This is a genomic window from Tateyamaria sp. Alg231-49, assembly GCF_900143535.1.
In the GTDB taxonomy this organism is placed as follows: Bacteria; Pseudomonadota; Alphaproteobacteria; order Rhodobacterales; family Rhodobacteraceae; genus Tateyamaria.
The window spans coordinates 44,178-68,447 of the sequence record NZ_FRFA01000007.1 but is presented as its reverse complement, the minus strand read 5'-3'; the positions used below and the strand labels follow the sequence as shown (position 1 = coordinate 68,447).

At 57.6% G+C, this 24,270-nt stretch carries 28 protein-coding genes; 8 read left to right on the top strand and 20 right to left on the bottom strand.

The features are described 5' to 3' along the window. Positions 1 to 237, bottom strand: a complete 237-nt coding sequence (locus DHN60_RS12325; protein WP_108837805.1) for a twin-arginine translocase TatA/TatE family subunit — start codon at positions 235 to 237, stop codon at positions 1 to 3. Between the two features lie 213 nt (positions 238 to 450). Between DHN60_RS12325 and DHN60_RS12320 the strand changes: the two genes are divergently transcribed. The 3 genes from DHN60_RS12320 (at position 451) to DHN60_RS12310 (ending at position 2,019) form a co-directional block, all read left to right on the top strand. Further along, entirely contained in the window at positions 451 to 825 is a 375-nt protein-coding gene (locus DHN60_RS12320) for a hypothetical protein (RefSeq protein WP_234423628.1), read from the top strand. A gap of 1 nt (position 826) precedes the next feature. After that, complete coding sequence (locus DHN60_RS12315) at positions 827 to 1,498, top strand: YafY family protein (protein WP_108837622.1); 672 nt, start codon at positions 827 to 829, stop codon at positions 1,496 to 1,498. A gap of 236 nt (positions 1,499 to 1,734) precedes the next feature. Further along, positions 1,735 to 2,019, top strand: coding sequence for a hypothetical protein (locus DHN60_RS12310; protein WP_108837621.1), 285 nt, complete (start codon positions 1,735 to 1,737; stop codon positions 2,017 to 2,019). A 147-nt stretch (positions 2,020 to 2,166) separates the two neighbouring features. Here the strand turns inward: DHN60_RS12310 and DHN60_RS12305 are convergent, their stop codons facing one another. From DHN60_RS12305 to DHN60_RS12285, 5 genes are all read right to left on the bottom strand, one after another. Further along, positions 2,167 to 2,502, bottom strand: a complete 336-nt coding sequence (locus DHN60_RS12305) for a Lin0512 family protein (RefSeq protein WP_108837620.1) — start codon at positions 2,500 to 2,502, stop codon at positions 2,167 to 2,169. Beyond that, complete coding sequence (locus DHN60_RS12300) at positions 2,499 to 2,858, bottom strand: Lin0512 family protein (protein WP_108837619.1); 360 nt, start codon at positions 2,856 to 2,858, stop codon at positions 2,499 to 2,501. Before DHN60_RS12300 ends, DHN60_RS12305 begins: the two co-directional genes overlap by 4 nt. Continuing rightward, complete coding sequence (locus tag DHN60_RS12295) at positions 2,858 to 3,913, bottom strand: ABC transporter ATP-binding protein (protein WP_108837803.1); 1,056 nt, start codon at positions 3,911 to 3,913, stop codon at positions 2,858 to 2,860. The genes DHN60_RS12300 and DHN60_RS12295 overlap by 1 nt, the downstream gene beginning before the upstream one ends. Positions 3,914 to 4,119: 206 nt before the next feature. Further along, a complete protein-coding gene (locus DHN60_RS12290) occupies positions 4,120 to 5,247 on the bottom strand; it encodes a DNA alkylation repair protein (protein WP_108837618.1) in 1,128 nt (375 codons plus the stop codon). Further along, on the bottom strand, positions 5,247 to 6,026 hold the full coding sequence (locus tag DHN60_RS12285) for an SDR family oxidoreductase (RefSeq protein WP_108837617.1): 780 nt from the start codon (positions 6,024 to 6,026) through the stop codon (positions 5,247 to 5,249). The genes DHN60_RS12290 and DHN60_RS12285 overlap by 1 nt, the downstream gene beginning before the upstream one ends. Before the next feature lie 138 nt (positions 6,027 to 6,164). Between DHN60_RS12285 and DHN60_RS12280 the strand changes: the two genes are divergently transcribed. Next, positions 6,165 to 7,178, top strand: coding sequence for a Hint domain-containing protein (locus tag DHN60_RS12280; protein WP_108837802.1), 1,014 nt, complete (start codon positions 6,165 to 6,167; stop codon positions 7,176 to 7,178). 25 nt (positions 7,179 to 7,203) lie between these two features. Here the strand turns inward: DHN60_RS12280 and DHN60_RS12275 are convergent, their stop codons facing one another. After that, positions 7,204 to 7,569 carry a nuclear transport factor 2 family protein gene (locus DHN60_RS12275; protein WP_108837616.1) on the bottom strand — a complete coding sequence of 122 codons (366 nt, stop codon included), beginning with the start codon at positions 7,567 to 7,569 and terminating at the stop codon, positions 7,204 to 7,206. Positions 7,570 to 7,739: 170 nt separating this feature from the next. Here DHN60_RS12275 and DHN60_RS12270 point away from each other — a divergent pair, with 170 nt between their 5' ends. The 4 genes from DHN60_RS12270 (at position 7,740) to DHN60_RS12255 (ending at position 12,879) form a co-directional block, all read left to right on the top strand. After that, positions 7,740 to 9,350, top strand: coding sequence for a peptide chain release factor 3 (locus DHN60_RS12270; protein WP_108837615.1), 1,611 nt, complete (start codon positions 7,740 to 7,742; stop codon positions 9,348 to 9,350). Positions 9,351 to 9,363: 13 nt separating this feature from the next. Continuing rightward, the gene (locus DHN60_RS12265) at positions 9,364 to 10,305 is read left to right on the top strand and encodes a glycosyltransferase family 2 protein (RefSeq protein WP_159089203.1); all 942 of its coding nucleotides are present in this window, start codon (positions 9,364 to 9,366) and stop codon (positions 10,303 to 10,305) included. Between the two features lie 3 nt (positions 10,306 to 10,308). Next, on the top strand, positions 10,309 to 11,244 hold the full coding sequence (locus DHN60_RS12260; RefSeq protein ID WP_108837613.1) for a glycosyltransferase family 2 protein: 936 nt from the start codon (positions 10,309 to 10,311) through the stop codon (positions 11,242 to 11,244). A 141-nt stretch (positions 11,245 to 11,385) separates the two neighbouring features. Then, entirely contained in the window at positions 11,386 to 12,879 is a 1,494-nt protein-coding gene (locus DHN60_RS12255; protein ID WP_108837612.1) for a DEAD/DEAH box helicase, read from the top strand. Positions 12,880 to 12,954: 75 nt separating this feature from the next. Here DHN60_RS12255 and DHN60_RS12250 read toward each other — a convergent pair whose 3' ends face one another. Genes DHN60_RS12250 through DHN60_RS12190 form a run of 13 tightly spaced genes read right to left on the bottom strand, consistent with a single transcriptional unit; the run spans position 12,955 to position 24,270 of the window. Further along, positions 12,955 to 14,625 (bottom strand): ribonuclease J, encoded by a 1,671-nt coding sequence (locus DHN60_RS12250; protein WP_108837611.1) that lies wholly within the window; start codon positions 14,623 to 14,625, stop codon positions 12,955 to 12,957. Between the two features lie 4 nt (positions 14,626 to 14,629). Continuing rightward, a complete protein-coding gene (locus DHN60_RS12245; protein ID WP_108837610.1) occupies positions 14,630 to 15,403 on the bottom strand; it encodes a type III pantothenate kinase in 774 nt (257 codons plus the stop codon). Positions 15,404 to 15,415: 12 nt separating this feature from the next. Beyond that, positions 15,416 to 16,183, bottom strand: coding sequence for a biotin--[acetyl-CoA-carboxylase] ligase (locus DHN60_RS12240; protein WP_108837609.1), 768 nt, complete (start codon positions 16,181 to 16,183; stop codon positions 15,416 to 15,418). Between the two features lie 37 nt (positions 16,184 to 16,220). Continuing rightward, entirely contained in the window at positions 16,221 to 17,660 is a 1,440-nt protein-coding gene (gene nuoN / locus DHN60_RS12235; protein WP_108837608.1) for an NADH-quinone oxidoreductase subunit NuoN, read from the bottom strand. A gap of 13 nt (positions 17,661 to 17,673) precedes the next feature. After that, on the bottom strand, positions 17,674 to 19,215 hold the full coding sequence (locus DHN60_RS12230; RefSeq protein WP_108837607.1) for an NADH-quinone oxidoreductase subunit M: 1,542 nt from the start codon (positions 19,213 to 19,215) through the stop codon (positions 17,674 to 17,676). Continuing rightward, positions 19,215 to 21,314 (bottom strand): NADH-quinone oxidoreductase subunit L, encoded by a 2,100-nt coding sequence (gene nuoL / locus DHN60_RS12225; protein ID WP_108837606.1) that lies wholly within the window; start codon positions 21,312 to 21,314, stop codon positions 19,215 to 19,217. The genes DHN60_RS12230 and nuoL overlap by 1 nt, the downstream gene beginning before the upstream one ends. A gap of 6 nt (positions 21,315 to 21,320) precedes the next feature. After that, positions 21,321 to 21,626 (bottom strand): NADH-quinone oxidoreductase subunit NuoK, encoded by a 306-nt coding sequence (nuoK, locus tag DHN60_RS12220; RefSeq protein ID WP_008553673.1) that lies wholly within the window; start codon positions 21,624 to 21,626, stop codon positions 21,321 to 21,323. A gap of 28 nt (positions 21,627 to 21,654) precedes the next feature. Continuing rightward, a complete protein-coding gene (locus tag DHN60_RS12215) occupies positions 21,655 to 22,128 on the bottom strand; it encodes a hypothetical protein (protein WP_234423626.1) in 474 nt (157 codons plus the stop codon). Between the two features lie 41 nt (positions 22,129 to 22,169). Next, complete coding sequence (locus DHN60_RS12210; protein ID WP_159089202.1) at positions 22,170 to 22,541, bottom strand: hypothetical protein; 372 nt, start codon at positions 22,539 to 22,541, stop codon at positions 22,170 to 22,172. 19 nt (positions 22,542 to 22,560) lie between these two features. Continuing rightward, positions 22,561 to 23,163 (bottom strand): NADH-quinone oxidoreductase subunit J, encoded by a 603-nt coding sequence (locus tag DHN60_RS12205; RefSeq protein WP_108837603.1) that lies wholly within the window; start codon positions 23,161 to 23,163, stop codon positions 22,561 to 22,563. Then, entirely contained in the window at positions 23,160 to 23,579 is a 420-nt protein-coding gene (locus DHN60_RS12200) for a carboxymuconolactone decarboxylase family protein (protein WP_108837602.1), read from the bottom strand. Before DHN60_RS12200 ends, DHN60_RS12205 begins: the two co-directional genes overlap by 4 nt. Then, positions 23,576 to 24,070: an NADH-quinone oxidoreductase subunit NuoI gene (gene nuoI / locus DHN60_RS12195; protein WP_108837601.1), complete on the bottom strand. Its 495-nt coding sequence runs from the start codon at positions 24,068 to 24,070 to the stop codon at positions 23,576 to 23,578. The genes DHN60_RS12200 and nuoI overlap by 4 nt, the downstream gene beginning before the upstream one ends. Beyond that, positions 24,067 to 24,270, bottom strand: coding sequence for a hypothetical protein (locus tag DHN60_RS12190; RefSeq protein WP_108837600.1), 204 nt, complete (start codon positions 24,268 to 24,270; stop codon positions 24,067 to 24,069). Before DHN60_RS12190 ends, nuoI begins: the two co-directional genes overlap by 4 nt.

The window sequence follows — 24,270 nt, the reverse complement described above, 5'->3', positions numbered from 1 at the left end:
TTAGGCCTTGTCTTTTTCGGACTTCACCGCGACGTCTTCCGCCTCAGGTGTGATGTCCTTGGCCTCTGCCGCAGCTTCCTCTTCCAGTTCTTTCTGGCCATCATTGATGCCCTTCTTGAAGCTGGTGATGCCTTTGCCCACTTCGCCCATCAGGCTCGAAATCTTGCCCCGGCCAAAAAGAACCAGAACCACAACTGCAATCAGCAGGATGCCCGGCAAACCAATATTGTTCAGCATTTCAAAGTCTCCCTGTTCGCGCGACACACGTCGCCTGTTGCCCAGCTTGATATGGGCGACGCGCGACAACGACCAGTCATCACAGCGGCTTTGGCGGTGATGTGCGCGGCAAAATCGCAAAAAATCCGTCTGGCCTGAACTCAACTGACAGGTTAATGTCAGTTGGACAGGTCTAACCCCAGCGTATCACCGCTCGAACGACAGGAGACATCGATGCGCACCATAATGACCACCCTCTTCGCCGCCACCATTGCCCAAGCCGCAGCAGGCGAAGGATCAGGTACTATAAACCCTGTCGCAGAAGTCGTGACATTCCGCCTGGTCGAAGGCACAGACCCCGCCGCTTTTATCGCTGCCGCAGATGATATGGGCCCGTTCCTGCGCAGCACCGGCGCCATGATCAAACGCACCCTGTCCGTCGATGAGACAGGTCTGTGGACGGACCACATCACCTGGGCGTCGTTCGGGGCTGCCAAGACCGCTGCCGCCCAGAAGTTTGAACAACCGGAGGCGCAGCCTTTCATGTCCATGATCTCGCCCGACGGCATGGACATGCGCCACGCGCCCATCCAACTGAAACAGGAGTAACATGCGCCGCACCGACCGCCTCTTTGACATCATCCAGATCCTGCGCGACGGCAAATTGCACACCGCGCAGGGTATCGCTGAGGTCTGTGAGGTGTCGGTGCGCACCATCTACCGCGACATGGACACGCTGGTGGCCTCCGGCGTGCCTGTGCAGGGGGAACGGGGTGTGGGCTACATGATCACCGAAGCGATCAGCCTGCCCCCCCTCACCCTCACAACCGAAGAACTGGAGGCGCTCAATCTCGGCATGGCCATTGTGGCCGAAGCCGCCGATGAGACGCTAAAGTCTGCCGCCCAAAGCCTCGCAGACAAGATCGACGCCGTGCTGCCGGAACGCACGATCACAGATGCAGACAAGTGGAAATTCGCAGTCTATCCGTTTGCGGACGCGGTGCGTGGGTTCTCCCAAATGCCGACCCTGCGCGCTGCCATCCGGGCCCGGCAAAAACTGCGACTGACCTACCATTCCAAAGGCGACCGGATCAGTACACGCACCATCCGCCCGCTGCATATGGAGTATTGGGGACGGGTCTGGACGCTGACGGCGTGGTGCGAATTACGCAATGATTTCCGTGTGTTCCGCGTGGACCTGATCCAGTCGGCCGAGGCATTGCCAGAAATGTTCGTTGACGAGCCCGGCAAGCGGCTGAGTGACTATGATCCGAACCTGTGAGGTATCTCAAATCAATGCATAGGGCTTTCGATACCAAAGTTTCAAGGACGTGACTGGTCACGAGCAACACACCAAACGGAGAAGACATAGACCTGCGGTAAACTGGCTCCAATACCGGCGACGCGGAACAGGCTGACTTTCCCAAAGAGTCATTATTCTAGGGCGAATATTGAAACTGTGCGACAAATAGGCCCTGAAGTTTCAAAGTGAGGCTTCTAAACTGGGAGGATCTACAAATGTCTTACTACTCCGTCTCGCACTGGGCTGCGACCGAATGGACCGACGAAATGGAAGCTTTGGCCCGCGACAAATATGTACCGATGGTAAAGGCACTGGGCGCACAAAGTGTAGATATGATTAGAACAGGTGATTTGAGTTTTGTTGTTGTAACGAAATACGCGGACGCGGCTGCTGGACAGGCCGCTCAATCACGCATCGATGAGATCCGTGATCAAGCCTCAGAAGAGCTTCCAATGAAGATGACGAGCGTCGAACGCGGCTCCAGCTTCGCTTCTGGTTAACTGGCCGAACCAAAATGATGAAAAGGCCCCGCGTGTCGCGGGGCCTTTAAATAACCTTGGTTGATTTAGCAAAACCCAGCATTCCACGTTTTGCTTTGCACTTGTGACCTGCCCAGTGGCACCCGACACTGAGCTAAGAGCGGCCGTTCAAGAAACCGGTAAGAACACCTCAAGCGCAGCCACCGCCATCACATGCACCTCACCCGCAACGGGCACATCCAGACCACCGGCCTCAACGACCACCTCGACCGTCCCGTAAGGCAACAAGCCCGCGATCACATCCACATCGACACTCTCAGGTCGCGGCACCCCGATATGCACCACAACGCGCATTGTCTCGCGATCCACAGCCAAAGTGCCGAAAATCGGCAAGGATGCGCCCTGCAAGGCCTGCTCGACCGCGCGCCGCGCCGCCTTGGTGTCATCGCGTCCGTGCAGGTCGACCCCTTGGGCCATTTCGATAATTAAACGCTGCTCGCTCATGTCGCCCCCAAGGGGCGCTCAGAGGCATCCACCGACACGATCAGCGCTGCCTGCGCCATAACCGTAGGGTTCCCGGTGCCTTCTGGTCGCACCACATCCAAGCCGCCCTTTTCCACGACGAACGAGGTCTGCCCATAGGGAAACGCAGAAGCCAGAACATCGACATCCACCGCATCAGGCTGCGCGCAGCCAATACGCACCTCAATCACCATGTCCTCTTTGGCGACGCCAATATACTCGGCCAGATTGATCGAGTTGCGCCACAGGGCAGCGCGCACCGCGCGTTCCGCCGCCTGCGTGTAGTCGCCACGGCGCAGGGATGTGCCAAGGCCAAATTCCACGATCATGGGTCCCATCAGCCCCCCTCCTCGGATTGAAAGACAAAACACTTGTCGCGCCGAATGCGCAGCCACATCACGGTGTCTGCCTGTGGCAGGAACACGCCGGGTACGGTGACCTTGATGATCGCACCGTCGTGATCCAGCCGAAACTCCACAAGGCTCTCGTTGCCCATAAACCGCGCGCGCTGTACTGTGGCACGCGCCGCCGTTCCATCGGTGGCCGTTGGCCCGGGGCCGACGCCGGCACGATCAAAGTCGATTTTCACGTGCTGCGGGCGAAACACGATATCCACATCCGTTCCATCCGGCACACCGGGGGCGAGAAATCGGCCAAAGGGGGTCATTGCCAACGCGCCTTCAACTGTGGCGCGCAACCGATTGGCATCACTGAAGAATGCAACGGATGCGCGATCCACAGGTCGAGTGTAAACGTTGTAAGGTGCACCCTGCTGAACGATGCGTCCGTCGCGCATCAACGCGATCTCATCCGCCATGCGCATCGCTTCATCCGGCTCGTGCGTGACCAGCAAGACGGCCGTGTCCTCTTCCTTGAGGATCGCGAGCGTCTCATCGCGAATGCCATCGCGCAACCGGTTGTCGAGACCTGAAAACGGTTCATCCATCAGCATGATACGCGGGCGCGGTGCCAGTGCACGGGCCAGCGCAATGCGCTGCTGCTCCCCCCCTGACAACTGGTGGGGATACATATCAATAAAGCGCTCCATGCGGACCCGTTTGAGCATCTCTTCAACACGGACACGCTTTTCGGCCTTGGACCCACTCAATCCATAAGCCACGTTGCCCGCGACGCTCAGATGCGGAAACAAGGCAAAATCCTGAAACATCAGGCCAATGGCCCGCCGTTCTGGCGGAACACGAAACTTCGTGTCGCAAATCAGGGCTCCATCTACATAGATCTCGCCCGAATCCTGCATCTCGACACCGGCAATCATGCGCAACGTCGTCGACTTGCCGCAGCCTGACGGCCCCAACAGGCACGTCACCTGCCCCGGCTGAATGGACAGGCTGACCCCGTCCACCACGCGGCGGCCACTAAAACTGCGCACCATGTCGCGGATTTCAAGCCGTGGAGGGGCAGTGTCAGTCACGTGTGGATGTCCATTCCCGATAAAAACAGTCGGGAGGTATCAGGGTGCCGCACCTGCCGCAAGCACCTGATCTCAGGTTGCCCTTTGTCTGAGTGAGCCCAAGATGGATTTGGATGGGTCGGCGGGTGGGCGCATTTGCCAATGGCAAACAGACCAGCACGGTGACTTCACACAATCTCAAAAGTGCCTTCTGCCCGGTCCACCCCGTTCACCTGCACAACCACCCCATGCACGCCGCGATGCAGTTCAAATGTGGTCGCATTGGCCTTCAGCTTATGCAGCTTCTTCAAAACCAACGGCTTGCCCCTGCGCACCTGCCCGACCTTCAGCTTAAACACCTTTTCCGCGCTCTTCCCACCGGGCCGAGCAAAGCGGATGCGATAATCCACAAGCGCTGGCACGTCCTGATCCGCGTGCAAGGTCACGTCGAACGCCAACGCCTCCCCCAACGTGACCTGAGGGGTGCGCATATCCAAAGACACCTCAACCGGTGCATCCTGCGCATAGCCCAGCATCGCCATCGCGCCCGGATGGCCATCCTTGATCAAGGTGCGCAAGGCATGGCGACGCATCCACGCGCGTTCATCGGGGGCTTGCGTCGCCTCCACCTCCCACGCCTCAAGACGGGCCAGAACAGCGTCAGGATCACTCTTGGCCAGATCGTTGAGGTGATTGGCGACGGAACGGGTAACAAACCGTGTCGGATCTCTCTGCAACCGATCCAGCAAGGGCAAGGCCTGTGCCGGTGTCACATCTACCTTGCGCGCCCAGGGCAGTTTGGGGCGTGTGCCCTCACTGACCAGACGGCGCACATGGTAATTGTCGTCCTCGGCCCATTGCTTCAGGCGCGCGAGGGTCTCGTCAGGCCGGCGGTTAAGGAACGCGCGGATATAGAATTCCATCGAAAACCGCTGCGTGGCCGCCCACAGGAGATCAAGGGCACGGTCACGATGCGCCTCCAGCCCATGGCGGACCGCAAGAATGCCCGGCACCGCGTGAATGAAACGACCAAAGTCGTCATCGCGCAGGGATGGATCAAGTGGGGGCGGCATCGCCGCCTCCAGTTGCTCTGCCATGGCCGGAAAATCCGTAGCCAGATATGGCTCCGCACAATCCGCAAACCAGTCCAGACACTCCAGCAAAGACCGTTCAGCGATCCCAGACAGGGCGGCCGCAAGAAAGGCATCGCGATCAAACCCCGGCACTCCGGTGGCGAACTCATCCGCCAGATCACCTAAAGACCCCGCGTTAAACAACTGATCCTTCAATGAAAACGTAGGTGGCGCCTTGGCCATCAGATGGTTGCCACCGTCGCCCCACCGTCCAGCAACAGGTTCTGACCAACAATGAAGCCAGCGTGTTTTGAACACAGGAAAGCACAGGCTGCCCCGAATTCTTCGCGTGTGCCATAGCGACCCGCCGGGATGGTGGCTGCACGGTTTGCGCGCGCCTCTTCCAGCGTGATACCTTGTGCGGCGACCACTCCGCCATCCAAAGCATCTGCACGCGCCGTGGCGTGAATGCCCGGCAGCAGGTTGTTGATGGTCACACCAGACCCGGCCACCTGACGAGAGGTGCCAGCCACATAACCGGTCAACCCGGTGCGCGCTGCATTCGACAGGCCCAGCACTGGGATCGGCGCTTTTACCGATTGCGAGGTGATGTTGACCACCCGGCCCCAACCACGATCCATCATGCCCGGCACCAGCGCTTTGATGAGCGCGATGGGGGCCAGCATATTGGCATCCAGTGCCGCAATAAAATCGTCGCGGTCCCAGTCGGTCCACATGCCCGGGGGCGGACCACCTGCATTGTTGACCAAGATGTCGGCATCGCCCGCGGCCTCAATCAGGGCCGCCTGCCCGTTTGCCGTGGTCACGTCTGCGGCCACCGTGGTCACCTTAACGCCATAGGCCGCCGAAATCGCCTCTGCCGATGCCTCCAGCGCATCGACACCGCGCGCGTTCATAACAAGGTTCACACCCGCCTGCGCCAACGCTTCTGCACAACCCAAACCAAGACCTTTTGACGATGCGCATACCACCGCCCGTTTGCCCGAAATTCCTAAATCCACAAGTCGTCTCCCCATATGTGTCCGGCCAACTGGTAACGCGGCGCTCACAGATGCGCCAGTAAAACACCGCTGCGTTGACCAAGGCACGCCACAATTCTAGTGTACGCTGTCCAAAACAACCAACAAGACCCAAGCATGATGACCGCCCCGAAAAGTGGACCAGCGATCGGCCCAACGCAAAACCTGCCCGTCTTTCAGGCCGAGGGTTTTCGCGTCCGCCAGGGTGCCAATCTGGGCGATCCCCTGTCCCATGCGGACGACCTGATGCTCGACGACGTATATGTGCTGGGCGCTGACGCTATTCCCCAGCGATTGACGCTGCAAGCCACAACCGCTGCCCACCTGAACGTGGCAGCCCATAGTGACCTAGGCCAGACGGGCGCCGAAGTGCATCTGGACTGCACGATAACGCTGATGTCACCGGACGGACAAATCACGGACGCCATCGTATTGGTGGAAACAGACCCAGAGGGTGACATCGCCCAAGTCTACCTTTTGCCACTGGCACGGCTCAGCCCGCGCGCACCTTACGCCCTCGTGGGTATGGATCGTAGCGACGCGGTGACCAAATTTGCCCAAATGACATGCGCACGCTTTACCCGTGGCACGCATATCACGCTGGCATCTGGCGCTCAGAAACCGATCGAAGCGCTTGTTGTCGGCGACCGCGTCCTGACCCGCAATGACGGGGCGCAACCCGTGCGATGGGTGGGGCAAAGCACAGTGCGGGCAGTCGGTGATTTTGCCCCGGTCTGTATTCGGGCAGGCGCGCTGAACAATGAACGCGATCTGATCGTCTCCCCTGACCACCGCCTGTTCATCTACCAGCGCAAGGATCGCTTGGGCGCGGGCCGCTCAGAACTGCTGGTCAAAGCACGACATTTGGTGAACGGCGAGTCGGTGATTGTGCAGGATGGCGGCTTTGTCGACTATTTCGAACTGCTCTTTGACAGCCATCAGATCATCTATGCCGAGGGGATCGCCGCCGAATCCATGCTGATCAATACGCGCACCAAATCATCCGTTCCCGATGACGTGAGCGCGCAATTAAGCACTCATTCAAGCGCCGGGCTTTCGGGGCTGGATGTAACAGAGGCGCTGCTTGATCGACCCGACGCAGCAGAATTGCTGCGCCGGGCCTCTCTACGTTAGTCAAGCCCCCGACCCGCTTTCGCGCTCAGGATGCATAGAAAAACTCTTCCCGCGTGATCTTGCCATCGGCGACGTGGTACACCCCAACCTCTTTCATGTCTTCGACGGCACCCGTTTCCTTGTTCTTGGTCTGCAACTCAAAGATCACAGCAAAACGGTCGTCGCCGTGTGGCATCGGACCTGAAATCGAACCACCCAGCACCTCAAATGTACTATCCCACCAATCGTGCTTGCCCTTGATCGCGTCCAGACCTTGTGCGGCACGGCCATCGCCATAATCCACGGGCTCGACCGAAACCGCATCCGCAGAATACAAACGGTCAAGGTTCGGTTTGGTGTCTCCGCTGCGGCAACCAGCGACAAGTGCGTTTGCAATTTCATTCAGTGTCATGATCGTTTTCCTTTCGGGTTGATGGCGCAGTTGTGTCAGGCAGTCCTGTCAGTTTCTGGCAGCAGTCTCCGCGAACGTGCACCAAAGTTGTGCACTCTCGGCGCACGTTTGGTGCACTGCGGTTTCAACGCCCGCTTGCCCCCCCATCACACCGCCGATATAGACCGCGCATGCTCGATAATCGCCCAGACCTCCCCCCCGAAATTGCCCGTCGCCGGACCTTCGCGATCATCTCGCACCCGGATGCGGGTAAGACGACGCTGACGGAAAAATTCCTGCTCTTTGGGGGTGCCATCCAGATGGCTGGACAGGTGCGCGCCAAGGGCGAGGCGCGGCGCACGCGATCTGACTTTATGGCGATGGAAAAGGACCGGGGGATCTCGGTCTCAGCCTCCGCCATGTCTTTTGATTTCACCAACAAGCACAATACCTTCCGCTTCAATCTGGTGGACACACCCGGCCACTCCGACTTTTCCGAGGACACCTATCGAACCCTCACTGCAGTAGATGCGGCCATCATGGTGATTGACGGTGCCAAAGGGGTCGAGTCACAGACGCAAAAGCTGTTCGAGGTCTGCCGCATGCGCGACCTGCCGATCCTGACCTTCTGTAACAAGATGGATCGGGAAAGCCGTGACACCTTTGAGATCATTGACGAAATTCAAGAAAATCTGGCGATTGACGTGACGCCTGCCAGCTGGCCCATCGGGGTCGGACGCGACTTTATCGGCTGTTACGACATCCTGCGCGACCGCCTCGAATTGATGGACCGGGCCGATCGGAACAAGGTTGCCGAAAGCGTTGAGATCAACGGGCTCGACGATCCCAAGCTGGCTGAGTACGTGCCCGAGGATCAGTTGAATACTCTGCGGGAAGAGCTTGAAATGGCGCGTGAATTGCTACCACCGCTTGATCCGGCTGCCATGCTTGAAGGGTCGCTCACTCCGATCTGGTTCGGTTCCGCCATTAACTCTTTTGGCGTCAAGGAACTGATGGACGGCATCGCCACCTATGGCCCACAGCCACAGATTCAATCGGCTGAACCCCGCCACATTTTACCCGAAGAAACAAAGGTTTCTGGGTTTGTCTTCAAAGTGCAGGCCAATATGGACCCCAAGCACCGCGACCGCGTCGCCTTTGTGCGGATGGCCTCCGGGCATTTCAAACGCGGCATGAAGCTGACCCATGTACGTACCAAAAAGCCGATGGCCATCAGCAACCCGGTGATGTTTCTGGCCTCTGACCGCGAACTGGCCGAAGAGGCGTGGGCCGGCGACATCATGGGCATTCCGAACCACGGACAATTGCGCATTGGTGACACGCTGACCGAAGGCGAAGCGTTGCGGGTCACGGGCATCCCTTCCTTCGCCCCTGAACTGCTGCAGGGCGTGCGCGCAGGCGATCCGCTGAAATCGAAACACCTCGAAAAAGCTCTCATGCAGTTTGCAGAAGAAGGAGCCGCCAAGGTGTTCAAGCCATCCATCGGGTCAGGCTTTATCGTCGGTGTCGTAGGGGCCTTGCAATTCGAGGTATTGGCCAGCCGGATCGAACTGGAATACGGACTGCCTGTGCGGTTTGAAGCCTCGCAATTCACATCGGCCCGCTGGGTGAATGGCGCACAGCAAGCCATTGATAAATTTGTGGAAAGCAACAAACAACACATCAGCTATGATCACGACGGAGACATCGTTTATCTCACCCGTTTGCAATGGGACATCGACCGCGTGGCGCGCGACTACCCGGACGTGACGTTGACAGCGACCAAGGAAATGATGGTCTGAACCATTGGCCCATGTGACCCTTCCCGTACCGCAACCTGTCCAGACCGATCCGGACAAGTTGCGTTGGGGGATTGTGTCGACGGTCAAGGGATCCATGCGCCAGATCGCGCGTTTCATCGCCTTTCACCTCGATCTGGGAGCCAACCGGGTCCATCTCCATCTGGACGTCCCGGATCAGGAACTTGCGACACGTCTCTCACATCCAAAAGTGCGGTTCACACAGTGCGATGACGCCTATTGGGACGGCAAACCAAGCCGCGCGCGCAGCACGCATCAGATGCGGCAGACCTATAACGCCACCCGCATCTACCGCATCACTCAACTCGACTGGCTTGCACATATCGATTTGGATGAGTTCGTGCTGGCCCCTGCCCGCATGAGCGACCTGTTGGCGCAAGTTGATCCCAATGGGCCCTTTGTGGCGATGCAACCCGTCGAGATGCTAAACAGCGCAGGCGACCCCCATCATTTCAAACGCCCTGCTCACAAAACAATCAAGCGTCAGATTTATCCGACTTATGGGGCACATGTGTCCGGAGGTTTCATCGGCACACAAAGCCCCAAAGTGATCGCGCGTTGCGGGTTTAGTGACGTCCGCCTCGGCATCCATGCCTTGCGTTACAAGGGGCAGATCGTAGGCGGCGGCGCACAGATCGATGGGCTTGATCTGGGCCATGCACATGCACCGGATTTCGAGACATTTCAGAAACATATGGCCTATCGCCTCGAAAAGGGAAGCTATCACGACCGCAAAGGAAAGCTGAACAAGTTGGGCAATCTGATCCGCGTTCTGATGGACGATCCGGACCCGGATGCGCTGCGCGCGTTTCACACGGAACTGTGCAGCGCGGCCCCCGAACGGCTTGACGTCTTGGCCGCCCATGACATGCTGATCACGCGCACACTTGATCTGGACACCAAGGTTGCGCGCTATTTTGGCAAGCTGGAGGGCTAGCCCGTGACCACCTGGGGCCTTGCCGCCACGATCCGAGCGCCTGCTGCCGACATTCTGCGCTTTGCGGCCTATCATCTCGATCAGGGTGCCCATCGTCTGTTCATCTATCTTGATGACGAAAATCCAACGGCTTTTGAGGCATTAAAAGCACATTCGAAAATCCGGGTGCAGACCTGTGATGAAGGCCATTGGAAGCGTTTGGCGGGCAAGCGCCCACACAAGCATCAAGTGCGCCAAACCCTCAATGCAACCCACGCCTATCAGCGGCGGACTGAGGTCGATTGGCTGATCCATATCGACGTTGATGAATTCCTTGTTGCACAACAACCGGTGGCGCAGGTTTTGGACACCGTGCCTTCCAATGTCACCTCGGCCCGGGTGCGCCCGATGGAAGTGCTGGGTGGCAGTGTGAATGCGTACAAAGCCTTCGTGCCAGCCAATGGACAGCGCCGCAGCGTGGTCACCCAAATCTATCCCCGATTTGGCGCCCATCTTACAGGCGGCTTCCTAAGCCATGTTGCCGGAAAACTATTTGTTCGCAGCGGCTTGGATGACATTACGTTCAAAATTCACAACGCCTTTCAGGGTGATGCGATGCTCCCAAACGCAACCGAGATCAGCCAAGTCGATCTGGCCCATTGCCATGCAAAGTCGTGGGAAGACTGGCAAGCGTCCTTTCGGTATCGCCATGAACGAGGATCATACAGAGCCGACCTAAAGCCTGCGACCCCACCGGAACGGGGTGGTCTGTCCTTGCATGATCTGTTCCGCGAGATCGAGACTGACGAGGGCGAGGCAGGTTTGCGCGCCTTTTACGATGAAGTGATCGGTGACAGCCCCGATTTGCGCGCCCGCCTGTCGGCGCATGACCTGCTGCGCATTGTGCCTTTGGACTATGAAAGTCCGATGGTGCGGCACTTCCCGGACGTAACGTTCTGAAAGCAATGCCGTTTGACCTGCGCGACCGCCTTTGCTATGGACGCTCAGCATGTCGGGGCAAGGTGCCTCCACTCTGGGCCATTCGGGTCGACATCATGATACGCAGCGGGCCAAGTCAGTGTCCGCAACTTACGGACATACATGACCAAATTTTCTGATCTCAACCTTAGCCCCAAGGTCCTCAAAGCTGTAGAAGAGGCCGGTTACGAAACCCCCACGCCTATTCAGGAAGGTGCGATTCCACCCGCACTTGAAGGGCGCGATGTTCTGGGGATCGCCCAGACGGGAACCGGCAAAACCGCCAGCTTCACCCTGCCCCTCATCACACAACTGGCCCGTGGTCGCGCACGTGCGCGTATGCCGCGCAGCTTGGTTTTGTGCCCGACACGCGAATTGGCCGCACAAGTGGCCGAAAATTTCGACACCTATTCCAAGTACGTAAAGCTCAGCAAAGCATTGCTGATCGGCGGCGTCAGCTTCAAAGAACAGGATACCCTGATCGACAAGGGCGTGGATGTTCTGATTGCAACGCCGGGCCGCCTTTTGGACCATTTCGAACGTGGCAAGCTGATCCTTAATGACGTTAAAGTCATGGTTGTGGACGAAGCTGACCGCATGCTCGACATGGGCTTTATCCCGGATATCGAACGCATCTTTGGCCTCACGCCGTTTACCCGTCAGACGCTGTTCTTCTCTGCCACCATGGCCCCCGAGATTGAGCGGATCACCAATACGTTCCTCTCCAATCCCGAACGGATCGAAGTGGCCCGTCAGGCCACAGCGTCCGAGACGATTGAGCAGGGCGTGGTCATGTTCAAAGGATCGCGCCGGGACCGAGAAGCCAGTGAAAAGCGCAAAGTGTTGCGCATGTTGATCGATTCCGAAGGTGAGAAGTGCACAAACGCAATCATCTTCTGCAATCGCAAGACAGACGTGGATATCGTCGCCAAGTCGCTGAAAAAATACGGATATGACGCGGCGCCGATTCACGGTGATCTGGACCAGTCGCAACGCACACGCACACTCGATGGCTTCCGCAACGGAGAACTGCGGTTCCTCGTCGCTTCAGACGTCGCTGCACGTGGACTTGACGTGCCATCCGTCAGTCACGTGTTCAACTTCGATGTGCCAAGCCACGCCGAAGACTACGTTCACCGGATCGGTCGCACAGGACGCGCTGGTCGCGATGGCAAAGCGATGATGATCTGCGTGCCGCGTGACGAAAAGAATTTCGAGGATATCGAGCGGTTGATCCAAAAGGAAATTCCACGGATCGACAATCCACTCGGCACCCCTGCCCCAGCGGCCGACGCTGAAGCAGACGACGCGATGAAGGCAGAAAAACCAAAACGCACACGCGCCCCGCGCAAACCCAAGGCTGATGCACCGAAAGCCGACGCGCCAAAAGTCGAAGAAACGCAGCCTGAAGCAGAAGCACCAGTCGAAGCAGCAACCGAGACAGTCACAGAAGCTGAACCTGAGCGCACATCGGGCCGTGGGCGTGGCCGAGGATCGTCTTCGGGCCGCAACCGGTCATCAAACCGCGAGGACCGTGGCGGCAACAAGGTCGTAGGTCTTGGCGATCACACGCCCAGCTTCATCGAACTCAGCTTTGAAGAGCGCCGCGTAAGCTAACTCGCTTACGCAACTGCAAAGACGCAAAAAGGCGGGCCAGAGGCCCGCCTTTTTTCCGTTCAATCACAGCCCGCTTCAGTGCATCCGGCTGATCACCACTGTCACCTCAGGCTTCTTGCCAATCTCGTCCTGCGCCGTTTTGCGCACGACACGGCGCAAAGCCTCTTCCAGATTGGAATCGTCCCGCAACGTCTTTGCATCAGCGCGCCCGAGGAACTGGCTCAGGTCCGCCTCCAGCACCTCGACCACAGCCGCTTTGCTACGACCCGTTTCCGCAATACCCATAGTCTCGCACCAAGGATCACCGAGCGGTTCGTCTTCTTCATCCAAGATCAGTGTCACCGTCACATGTCCATTCAAAGCCATGCGAATGCGGTCGCGTACGACGCCGTCCAAAGCACCGATTTGAACAGAGCCATCCAGATAAGTCCGTCCGGTCTCGATATACTCAACCACGCGCGGTGCATTGCCAGACAGCTCGATCATCATCCCGTTTACGGCCAGAACGCCTGTGCGCCCTTTGCCCTCGGTCAGTTTCACATGCTCACGCAAATGCCGGTGTTCACCGTGCATCGGCACAACCACCTGCGGGTTCACGATCTCTTGCAAGCGTTCCAGATCAGGCCGGTTGGCGTGGCCGGAAACGTGGTAAAGGCCAGACGAGTCGTCGACCACATCCACACCCTTTTCGCTCAGCTGGTTCATGATGCGGATCACGCCCCGTTCATTGCCGGGAATGGTTTTGGACGAGAACAGGAACAGGTCGCCCTCTTTCAGCTCCAACCCCATATACTTGCCATTGGCCAGTTGAGCTGACGCCGCGCGCCGTTCCCCTTGGGATCCGGTGACCAGCAGCATCAGGTTTTCACGCGGGATGTTGCGCGCGTCCTCGGGGCTGATCACAGACGGAAAGTCCTTGAGCACGCCCGTTTCAATTGAGGCTTCGATCATCCGGCGCATCGCACGCCCCAACAGAACGATCGAACGGCCTGCACGGTCCCCTGCTTCGGCCAGCGTTTTGACCCGTGCGACGTTGGAAGCAAAGGTCGTGGCGACCACGATGCCTGTGTCATGGGCGCGTACCAGCTTTTCAATCTCTGGCCCAACGCTGGCCTCAGAACGACCGGGATTAGGAGAAAAGACATTGGTACTGTCACAGATCAGCGCCTTCACCCCATCCTTGGACACCTCAGCCCAAAGGTCAGGATCAAAAGGTTCACCCACCAATGGCGTCTCATCTAGCTTGAAATCGCCAGAGTGGATCACACGTCCCTCGGGCGTATCAATGACCAGCGCCGCACTTTCAGGGATAGAGTGGGACATGGGCAAAAAGCCAACCTTGAAGGGGCCAGCCTCGACCTGATCAGGCCATCCGGCCACAACTGTCACTGCATCATCCGGATGCCCACGCTCGACCATCTTGCGCCGTGCGATGTTGGCCGTGAAGGGGCGCGCATAGATTGGCGCACCAAGCTGTTCATAGGTGTGAGAGACCGCGCCAACATGGTCTTCGTGCGCGTGGGTGATGAACACCCCGTCAATCCGGTCACGCCGTTCCGCCAGCCAGGCGATGTCCGGCAGGATCAGGTCCACACCGGGTGATCCGTCCATATCCGGAAAGGCCACGCCCAGATCAACCACAATCAGCCGTTCTTGTTCAGGGGCACCATAGCCATACACATAGGCGTTCATGCCTATTTCACCCGCCCCTCCGAGGGGCAGGTAGATCAATCGTTCACTGCTCATTTTGTCAGTTATTTTCCTTGTTATAGCGATGGATGACCGTCAGGCCATGCATCGTCAAATCGTCGATAAAGTGGTCAAACAGGGCTTCTGACTGCTGAAAAAGCGGTGCCAGCCCCCCTGTTGAGATGACGCGCATGTCGCGGGCGCGTTCCGCTTTAATTCGGGCACATATCTCACGCACAAGGCCGACGTAACCCCAAAACACGCCAGACTGCATACAGGCGACTGTGTTGGTGCCGATCACGGCTTGTGGCTTGGTGATGTCTACATGGGGTAGTGCGGCGGCGGCATTGTGCAACGCCTCAAGCGACAGGTTCACACCCGGCGAAATCACCCCGCCGATGTAGGCCCCGTCGCTGTCGACCACGTCAAAGGTGGTGGCTGTCCCAAAGTCCACCATAATCAGATCACCGCCGAACAGATCGTATCCGGCGACGGTGTTTACAAGCCGGTCGGGACCCACTTGAGTGCCCTCATCCACCCGGACATCCACAGGCAACAGACAGTCAGGTTTACCAACCACGATGGGCCGCGTGTTGAAGTAGCGATCCGCAAAGACGCGGAGGTTAAACACCACACGCGGCACGGTGGAAGACACGATTACATCCGTAATCTCAACGTCAATCTGCTGAAACTTCATCAGCGTGGACAGCCAGACATAGTACTGATCGGCTGTGCGCTGCCACTCAGTCGAGGTGCGCCATGTGCCGATGAACGCTTCTCCGTCCCAGATCGCAAACACAGTGTTGGTGTTGCCGCAGTCAATGGCCAAGAGCATAATGTGCCCCTTTCAGAAATAGACGTCGCCCGCAGGAATGGTCACGCGGCCTGCCTGCGTCTCTAAAACAAGTTGTCCGGTCTCGTCCACATCCCTGAACGTGCCCACATGTTCGTCCCGCACTGTGCGCGCAGTGATCTTTTCGCCCAATCGGGCCGCGTGCGCCAACCACGACGTGCGGATCGGGGCAAATCCGTACTGCGAAAACTGATCCTCAAAACGGGCATAGGACGCGGCCAACAGGTCCAGAAAGTCGACCGGATCAATGCGCACGCCAAGGTCTGATGCCACCGCGACCGGGCGCACTGCACCAGCCTCAACTTCTGCCAGATCAGGTGCCGCTGCAAGGTTCACGCCAATGCCGATCGCCAAATGGCTCATTCGCGCCCCGGTGCTGATCGTTTCCAGAAGAATACCAGCCACCTTTCCTCCGTTCAGCAAGACGTCGTTGGGCCATTTCAGGGCAAAAGCGGCGCTACGGCCCGTTGCCGCTACAAAAGCTTCATGCAAGGCGAGTGAAACGACGAAAGAGCGCAATGCCGCCTGCCCCGGATCATCGGCCAGTGGCAGTACCAGCGTCGCTGCAAAGTTCCCCGTTGGCATCACCCAAGCACGTCCACGACGGCCCCGCGCCGCTGTCTGTTCGTATGCCATGATCCAAGTCGGCCCGCCAAGCTCGGGCGCAATACGCGCCGCTTCGCTTAGCGTCGAATCCACGGCGGACAACACAATCCGCCCATATCCTCTGGGCCAAAGCGTTCCTGCCGGCTTTGAATTCAAGGCTTCACCCCCAAAGGGTCAATCGGCCACCAAGCGCTTAGTTGACCAGTGTCTGTGCTGCCATCGCTGCCGCACCTTCGACCCCGAACATGTTGACGATACCAAAGACCATCACAGCCGCAGATCCGAGCAGCATTGCTGACAGGATCACTGATTTGCCGCCGTTCAATCCTTCTTCTGGCTCTTCGCCGAAATACATGAAGAAGACGATGCGCAGGTAGTAGTAGGCCCCGATGACCGACGCGATCACGCCAGCAACCGCCAGCCAGATCAAATCTGCCTCATAGGCCGCGCGCAGCACGTACAGCTTGCCAAAAAAGCCCAGCATTGGCGGGACACCCGCCAGAGAGAACAACAGCACCAGCATGGCCAGTGCCCGGGTGGGTTCCCGCTTGGCATACATGTTCAGTGACCCGATGTCGGTGATGGGTTGCCCGTCTTTCTCCATCATCAGGATGAACGCAAAGGTGCCGACATTCATGGTGACGTAGATGGCCATATAGACCAGCATCGCCTGTACACCCAGAACAGTGCCAGCGGCCAAGCCCATCAGTGCATATCCCATGTGGGCGATAGACGAAAACGCCATCAGTCGTTTGATATTGGTCTGCCCAATGGCCGCAAAGGCGCCAAGGAACATGGACAGGACCGACAAAAGGGCCATGATCTGCTGCCAGTCTGCAACTGCGCCGCCAAAGGCGTCATGCATCACGCGTGCAAACAGGGCCATCGCCGCAACCTTTGGCGCTGTCGCAAAGAAGGCTGTGATCGGCGTGGGCGACCCTTCGTAGACATCAGGCGTCCACATATGGAACGGCACAGCAGAAACTTTGAAGGCAAGGCCAGCCATGAGGAACACAAGGCCAAACAATAGACCCAGAGAAACACCCTCTTCGGCCACTTGAACGATGCCAGAGAACAGCGTTGTGCCAGCATAGCCATAGACCAACGACGCACCATAAAGCAGCAAGCCAGAGGACAAAGCGCCAAGCACAAAGTACTTTAGGCCCGCTTCGGTCGATTTTACCGAGTCCCGGCGCAATGAGGCGACCACGTAGAGCGCCAGCGACTGCAACTCGAGCCCCATGTAAAGCGCCATCAAATCGCCCGCAGACACCATCATCATCATGCCAACCACGGCCAACACGACCAGTACAGGGTACTCAAAACGCAAGATGCCGCGCGACGACATATAGGCTTCGCTCATCAACAGGACCGCAGCGGCAGAGACAAGGATCGCCACTTTGGCAAAGCGGGAAAAGGCGTCATCGACGAACATGCCGTTAAAGGCGATGTTCACTCCTTCGCCCGTAAATCCGATCCACGCGGCAACGGCCAAAAACACCGCAGACGTCGCCCATAGCAGCGGCGAGGCCAGCCCGTCTTTTGACGAGTATACCGCGCCCAGCAGCCCGAGCATGGCAAAAACGGCCAGCAGGATTTCAGGTAGGATGATGTTCAGATCAGCGGAGATCATATCAATTCAGTCCTTAATTCGCAGCCAGCTGCGTTGCAGCTTCAGCCGCCGCAAGTGCCGTGTCGTAGTTGCTTACCAGGGCCGCGACTGACGGCCCGGTAATGTCGAGGATCAGCGATGGGTAGACCCCCAGAAGGATCGTCATCACCACCAGCGGGGCAAAGATCGCACGCTCGCGCCGTGTCATATCGGTGATCGACTTGAGGCTTTCCTTGATCAGATCGCCCATCACGACCCGACGATAGAGCCAGAGCGCATAAGCGGCAGAGAAGATCACACCAGACGTCGCGACAAGCGCAACCCATGTGTTGACCTGGAACACCGCCATCAGCGTCAGGAATTCACCCACAAAACCCGAGGTGCCCGGAAGGCCAACGTTGGCCATCGTGAATAGCATGAAGATCATCGCGTAGGCCGGCATCCGGTTCGCAAGACCGCCATAGGCGTCGATGTCCCGCGTGTGCATCCGGTCATAGATCACGCCAACACACAAAAAGAGTGCGCCCGAGATAAAGCCGTGGCTGATCATCTGAAAGATGGCCCCATCAACCCCCTGCTGGTTGGCCGCAAAGATGCCCATAGTGACAAAACCCATGTGGGCCACAGACGAATAGGCAATCAGCTTCTTCATGTCTTCTTGCACCAGTGCCACGAGCGATGTGTAGACAACCGCAATCGCAGACATCCACAAGACCAGCGGCGTCAGCACCTCAGCCCCAACGGGGAACATCGGCAAGGAAAAGCGGATGAACCCGTAGCCGCCCAGCTTCAACAAGATCGCAGCCAGAACGACAGAGCCAGCCGTCGGGGCCTGTACGTGCGCATCCGGTAGCCATGTGTGCACAGGCCACATCGGCATCTTGACCGCAAAGCTCGCAAAGAAGGCAAGGAACAGCAGCGTCTGCAAGCCACCAACAACCTGAATGCCCAGCAACTCAAACGTGGCAAAGTCAAAATTGTGTGTCAGAAGCTGTTCGATATCGGTGGTGCCCGCGTCCGCATACATCCCCACCATTGCCACCAGCATCAGAACCGAGCCGAGGAACGTGTAGAGGAAGAACTTGAACGACGCATAGATCCGGTTCGCCCCCCCCCAGATACCGATGATCAGGAACATTGGGATCAGCCCGGCCTCGAAGAACAGGTAGAACAACACCAGATCCAGCGCCATGAATACGCCAAGCATCAGCGTTTCCAGCATCAGGAACGCGATCATGTATTCCTTGACCCGTGTTTCCACATTCCACGACGCTGCGATGACCAGCGGCATCATGAAGGTGGTTAGCATCACAAACAGAACCGAAATCCCGTCCACACCCATCTTGTAAGACAGGCCCATGATCCACGCGCCCTCTTCCACGAACTGAAAGCCGGTGTCGTTGCGATCAAACTCAACAAGGATGAACAATGACACGATGAAGGTAATGGAGGTGGTGGCCATGGCCACCCACTTTGCATTGCGATTGGCCGCCTCATCATCACCGCGCAGGAAAATCGCAAGGATGAACGCCGCAACCGCGGGCAAGAAGGTTACGATGGAAAGAAGGTTGTCCATCAGTTCGCTCCTCCGCTGAGCGTCATCCACGTGATCAGAACCGCGATCCCGATCACCATGGCGAAGGCATAGGTAAAGATATAGCCGGACTGCGCACGGCCAGCGAGGCGGGTGATAAAGGGCACGAGCCCCATGGACACACCGTTGATCGACCCGTCAATGACCTTGCCGTCACCCTTTTTCCACAGCTGCTTACCGATCCACATCGCCGGAACGATAAAGATGTAGTGATACAGCTCGTCAAAGTACCACTTGTTCTTGAGGAACAGGTAAAGCGGACGTTGGTTTTCGGCCAGACGACCCGGCAGGCTGGGGTTTTTGATGTAGAACCAATAGGCGGTCAGGAAACCCAGAAGCATCGCTGCAAAGGGCGAGGTTTTAACCCAATACGGCACCTTGTGCGCGTCATCCAGAACCGTGTTGTCAGGCGCCATGTAAAGAGCGCCCTGCCCCGGCTCGCCCGCAAACACATAGTGATGTTCGCCGTCTTTCTTCCCTGCCGCCTTATCGCGTGGGGTAACGATGGCCGAATGATCTTCGCCCGCTTCGGCATAAGGGATGCCGTAGAACTTGGCGACTTTGTCCACGTGTCCGAAGAAAGATCCGTACCAGACCATGCCCGCAAAGATCGCGCCAAGGCTGAGCACGCCCAGAGGGACGAGCATTGTCATTGGGCTTTCATGAGCGTGATCGTGGGTGTGCTTGTCCCCGCGCGGCTCACCGTAGAAGGTGAGGAACATCAGACGCCAGCTGTAGAAACTGGTGAACAGCGCCGCAATGACCAGCATCCAAAAGCTGTACCCTGTTCCAGCGGCATAGGCGCTTTCGACGATGGCGTCTTTGGACTGGAAGCCCGCGAAGCCGATGGGAATTTCACCCAGCGTTAAGATCCAAACTGGAATACCCACACCGGTGATGGCTAATGTGCCGATCATCATCGCCATGAAGGTATAGGGGATCTTTTTGCGCAGGCCGCCATAGTTGGTCATGTCCTGTTCGTGGTGCATTGCGTGGATGACTGATCCGGCCCCAAGGAACAACATCGCCTTGAAGAACGCGTGCGTCAGCAGATGGAACATCGCCGCCGAATACATGCCGACGCCTGCGGCCACGAACATATAGCCCAGCTGTGAACAGGTCGAATAGGCGATCACACGTTTGATGTCGGTCTGCACCAAACCCACGGTGGCTGCAAAGAACGCAGTGGTGGCGCCAATGAAGGTGACAAACATCATCGCCTCTGGCGCAAATTCCATCAGCGGGGACATACGGCAAACAAGGAACACACCTGCCGTCACCATGGTCGCAGCGTGGATCAGGGCAGACACAGGGGTCGGCCCCTCCATCGCGTCGGGCAACCATGTGTGCAGGAACAGTTGCGCCGATTTTCCCATCGCACCAATGAACAGCAGGAAGGCGATCAGATTGGCCGCGTTCCATTCGGACCACAGGAAGGTCAACTGCGTCTCTGCCAGCGTTGGTGCGGCGGCAAAGATATCATCCAGACGGATGCTGTCGACAAGGAAGTAGAGGCTAAAGATGCCCAGCAGGAACCCAAAGTCACCAACGCGGTTCACCACAAAAGCCTTGATCGCAGCGGCGTTCGCAGTGGGCTTGCGATAGTAGAACCCGATCAGGAGGTACGAGGCGACGCCAACCCCTTCCCAACCAAAGAACATCTGCACAAGGTTGTCGGCTGTCACCAGCATCAACATCGTGAAGGTGAAGAAGCTGAGATAGGCAAAGAAGCGGGGTTTGTAGCTTTCGCCCTCTTTCCACTGAGGATCGTGGGCCATGTATCCAAACGAATAAAGGTGCACGAGGCTTGAAACCGTCGTGATCACGATCAGCATGATGCAGGTCAGTCGATCAAGGCGAATGGCCCAATCTGTACTGAGGGTACCGCTTTCGATCCAACGCAGAATCTGAATGCTTTCGGTCGTGCCGTCAAAGGTCAGGAAGGTGATCCACGACAGGATGGCGGACAGGAACAAAAGGCCCGTCGCAATCCAGCAGGCCGCAGCCTCACCAAAGATGCGCCAGCCAAACCCACACAGTAGAGCGCCAACAAGAGGGGCAAAGAGGAGGATAGTTTCCATGATGTCTTAGCCCTTCATCACGTTGACGTCTTCAACCGCGATGGTGCCACGGTTGCGGAAGAAACAGACCAGAATGGCCAAGCCAATCGCCGCCTCAGCAGCGGCGACGGTCAGAACGAACAAAGTGAACACCTGCCCCACCAAATCCCCGAGGAAAGATGAGAACGCCACAAGGTTGATATTCACTGCCAAGAGCATCAATTCGATGCTCATCAGCAGGATGATCACGTTCTTGCGGTTCAAAAACAGCCCGAAAATGCCAATGACGAACAAGGTCGCCGCGACAGTGAGGTAGTGTTCTAGTCCGATCATCGGTCTTTCCTAATCTGGCTTGTGCGGATCAACCCGCCAGCTTGAATTCTGTCTTGTCCCCCCGCGCCTCTGGATAGAGGGCGGCGCAGGCGCAAGGCTCTGCATCAAGGATGGTTATCGTGATATCGCGCGCGATCCCGTTGAGGTCGGCAGCTATCCGGTCAAATGTCGCAAAGGCCCGTGCGCCGTCTTCGTGACGGGCAATAATGGCCAAGGCTTTGTCGGTGCGATCAAAGGGCAGGCGCGCGCCCATGTTTTCTTCTTGGCTCAAAAAGGTCAGTACTGCACCCGGTCCGCAATCCACGACGGAGAAGGACGTTGCACTACCTTCCTGGCTCCACCAATCGCGCCACATCACGCGGGCGTCGCCAAGATCGCGGTGATCCGCCTCTCCGCCATGAGAGATGTGAGTGGTCCGTTCGCAATCGGCCAACGTCAACGCCGCCGCGTCAACCGTACCAAATGCCATACAGACACAGACGATATGCAGAAGCCTCTTCATTCAGCAGCAAACCTGCGATTTTGCGTGACCAGACACATGCGTCACCACTCCACCAAGTTAAAACCATGTTGCTCGCAAGCATGGCGCGCCAAGGGGCCAAGGCCGGGCGTACGCTCAAAAGGCACATCACCGGGAATGTTGTCAGATGTCGGTAAAGGACTCGCTTCGTCCGTGTTCTCGAAAAACGCGCGCATTTTGCCTTCGACGCAGTCCACCTCGTGGACGGAATAAGCGTCTTTGTCATCAATCTTGGTACGAGACTGAATCTGAACTTTGCCCTCGCCGTAATGCTCACTGGCAATCGCAAAGCGGTCATCGATGCCTTCAATGGCCGTCTCACCCGCGTTTTGTGCGAGAGCAGCGCCGCTGATCGCGATCGCGAAACAAGCACAAATCATGGGCTTAATTTGCATAAAGTTGATACCCATCCGCTTACAGCCCCTGCCCCGGTTTGACGTCCTTCAGCTCCATCGCCAGCTTGGGATCGCGCATCATCTGCGCAACGACATCCTGCCGCTTTACGTCCTCGCGGTGGCGCAGAGTCAGAACAATCGCACCAATCATCGCGACCAACAGGATCAGACCGGACAGTTGGAACAGCAGGAAATACTGGTCATACAAGATCAGGCCCAACGCCTCGGTGTTGTGGCGGTCTACTGGAGTGACCTGCGCACGCAGCCCTTCGGCGGCGGCATTACTTTCCCAAGCACCAAAGGCCATCACAAATTGCATGAGGATCACCACGGCGATCAGCAGGGCCAGCGGCATGTATTTGGCCATCTCGGCCTTCAGCTCGGCAAAATCGATGTCGAGCATCATGACCACGAACAGGAACAGCACCGCGACCGCGCCGACGTAGACGATAATCAGCAACATCGCGACGAATTCAGCCCCGAGCATCACGAACAACCCTGCCGAAGACAGGAAAGCAAGGATCAACCACAGGACCGAATGCACCGGGTTGCGGCTGATCACGGTGAACAGCCCCCCCGAGATCACGCAGATCGAAAAGAGGTAAAAGGCGAACACGCTCATGTCTTGTCCTCGCTGTCGGTCATGACCTCTTGCGCCAATTCCATGGCGCGGGTCATCGCAGGCACCCCGGCGAAGACCGCCATCATGCCCAATGTCTCGGAAATCTGTTGGTCGGTGGCCCCGGCCTCGCGCGCATGGCGCACTGTCTGGCGTATGGCACTGTCTGCCTGCGCACCCTGCATGGTCAGCCCGGCAAGGGTGATCAGCAGGCGGGTCTTGGCATCCAGTCCATTTTCATTCAGCGCATTGCCGAACCACGTTTCCATCACCTCTTTGGGCATGGTGGGCCACATTGCTTCCATCGCCTTGGGATCAAAGCCTTTCGAAGGGTCAAACGCCCCCATTTGCGGAAAAGCTTTCGCCATTTCCTGCATCTGCGCCATCATGGCGGCAAAAGGGTTTGTCTCATCACTCATCGGTACGGCGCATCAATCTCGAGATTGCGTGCAATCTCGGCTTCCCAGCGGTCGCCATTCTCAAGGAGCTTGTCCTTGTCGTAGTACAGCTCTTCACGGGTCTCGGTGGAGAACTCAAAGTTGGGGCCTTCGACAATTGCATCAACCGGGCACGCCTCTTGGCAGAAGCCACAGTAGATGCACTTGGTCATGTCGATGTCATAGCGCGTTGTGCGACGCGAGCCGTCTTCGCGGGGTTCGGCGTCGATGGTGATGGCCTGCGCAGGACACACCGCTTCGCACAGTTTACAAGCGATGCAGCGCTCTTCACCATTTGGGTAACGGCGCAATGCGTGTTCCCCACGAAAACGAGGGCTCAGCGGCCCCTTTTCATGCGGATAGTTCAGCGTGGCCTTTGGACGGGAAAAGTACTTCAGCCCTAGTTTGAAGCCCTGAAAGAAGTCCTGAAGCAGGAAGTACTTGGCCGCACGGCCATAGTCGATCTGTGTCATCGCAAACCTCCTTTGTGGCTGTCTCTACGGTGCATTTGTGCCCAGGCCTTGAGCGCCACAATCACCTCATCGACGTTGATATCAATCATATTTCCATCAGTGTCCTGAGTGCACATCTCGCATTCGGCCACTATGAACGTCGTCATATCCGCAAGGTCATGATGAGAGGCATCGCTGACTGCAACTGAAAGTGTGGTCAT

Excerpts from the sequence above, each read along its gene's own strand:
- DHN60_RS12325 (WP_108837805.1), bottom strand. The coding sequence starts at position 237 with ATGCTGAACAATATTGGTTTGCCGGGCATCCTGCTGATTGCAGTTGTG.
- DHN60_RS12320 (WP_234423628.1), top strand. The coding sequence starts at position 451 with ATGCGCACCATAATGACCACCCTCTTCGCCGCCACCATTGCCCAAGCC.
- DHN60_RS12315 (WP_108837622.1), top strand. The coding sequence starts at position 827 with ATGCGCCGCACCGACCGCCTCTTTGACATCATCCAGATCCTGCGCGAC.
- DHN60_RS12310 (WP_108837621.1), top strand. The coding sequence starts at position 1,735 with ATGTCTTACTACTCCGTCTCGCACTGGGCTGCGACCGAATGGACCGAC.
- DHN60_RS12305 (WP_108837620.1), bottom strand. The coding sequence starts at position 2,502 with ATGAGCGAGCAGCGTTTAATTATCGAAATGGCCCAAGGGGTCGACCTG.
- DHN60_RS12300 (WP_108837619.1), bottom strand. The coding sequence starts at position 2,858 with ATGGGACCCATGATCGTGGAATTTGGCCTTGGCACATCCCTGCGCCGT.
- DHN60_RS12295 (WP_108837803.1), bottom strand. The coding sequence starts at position 3,913 with ATGGTGCGCAGTTTTAGTGGCCGCCGCGTGGTGGACGGGGTCAGCCTG.
- DHN60_RS12290 (WP_108837618.1), bottom strand. The coding sequence starts at position 5,247 with ATGGCCAAGGCGCCACCTACGTTTTCATTGAAGGATCAGTTGTTTAAC.
- DHN60_RS12280 (WP_108837802.1), top strand. The coding sequence starts at position 6,165 with ATGACCGCCCCGAAAAGTGGACCAGCGATCGGCCCAACGCAAAACCTG.
- DHN60_RS12275 (WP_108837616.1), bottom strand. The coding sequence starts at position 7,569 with ATGACACTGAATGAAATTGCAAACGCACTTGTCGCTGGTTGCCGCAGC.
- DHN60_RS12270 (WP_108837615.1), top strand. The coding sequence starts at position 7,740 with ATGCTCGATAATCGCCCAGACCTCCCCCCCGAAATTGCCCGTCGCCGG.
- DHN60_RS12255 (WP_108837612.1), top strand. The coding sequence starts at position 11,386 with ATGACCAAATTTTCTGATCTCAACCTTAGCCCCAAGGTCCTCAAAGCT.
- DHN60_RS12250 (WP_108837611.1), bottom strand. The coding sequence starts at position 14,625 with ATGAGCAGTGAACGATTGATCTACCTGCCCCTCGGAGGGGCGGGTGAA.
- DHN60_RS12245 (WP_108837610.1), bottom strand. The coding sequence starts at position 15,403 with ATGCTCTTGGCCATTGACTGCGGCAACACCAACACTGTGTTTGCGATC.
- nuoN (WP_108837608.1), bottom strand. The coding sequence starts at position 17,660 with ATGATCTCCGCTGATCTGAACATCATCCTACCTGAAATCCTGCTGGCC.
- DHN60_RS12230 (WP_108837607.1), bottom strand. The coding sequence starts at position 19,215 with ATGGACAACCTTCTTTCCATCGTAACCTTCTTGCCCGCGGTTGCGGCG.
- nuoL (WP_108837606.1), bottom strand. The coding sequence starts at position 21,314 with ATGGAAACTATCCTCCTCTTTGCCCCTCTTGTTGGCGCTCTACTGTGT.
- nuoK (WP_008553673.1), bottom strand. The coding sequence starts at position 21,626 with ATGATCGGACTAGAACACTACCTCACTGTCGCGGCGACCTTGTTCGTC.
- DHN60_RS12215 (WP_234423626.1), bottom strand. The coding sequence starts at position 22,128 with ATGAAGAGGCTTCTGCATATCGTCTGTGTCTGTATGGCATTTGGTACG.
- DHN60_RS12210 (WP_159089202.1), bottom strand. The coding sequence starts at position 22,541 with ATGCAAATTAAGCCCATGATTTGTGCTTGTTTCGCGATCGCGATCAGC.
- DHN60_RS12205 (WP_108837603.1), bottom strand. The coding sequence starts at position 23,163 with ATGAGCGTGTTCGCCTTTTACCTCTTTTCGATCTGCGTGATCTCGGGG.
- DHN60_RS12200 (WP_108837602.1), bottom strand. The coding sequence starts at position 23,579 with ATGAGTGATGAGACAAACCCTTTTGCCGCCATGATGGCGCAGATGCAG.
- nuoI (WP_108837601.1), bottom strand. The coding sequence starts at position 24,070 with ATGACACAGATCGACTATGGCCGTGCGGCCAAGTACTTCCTGCTTCAG.
- DHN60_RS12190 (WP_108837600.1), bottom strand. The coding sequence starts at position 24,270 with ATGACCACACTTTCAGTTGCAGTCAGCGATGCCTCTCATCATGACCTT.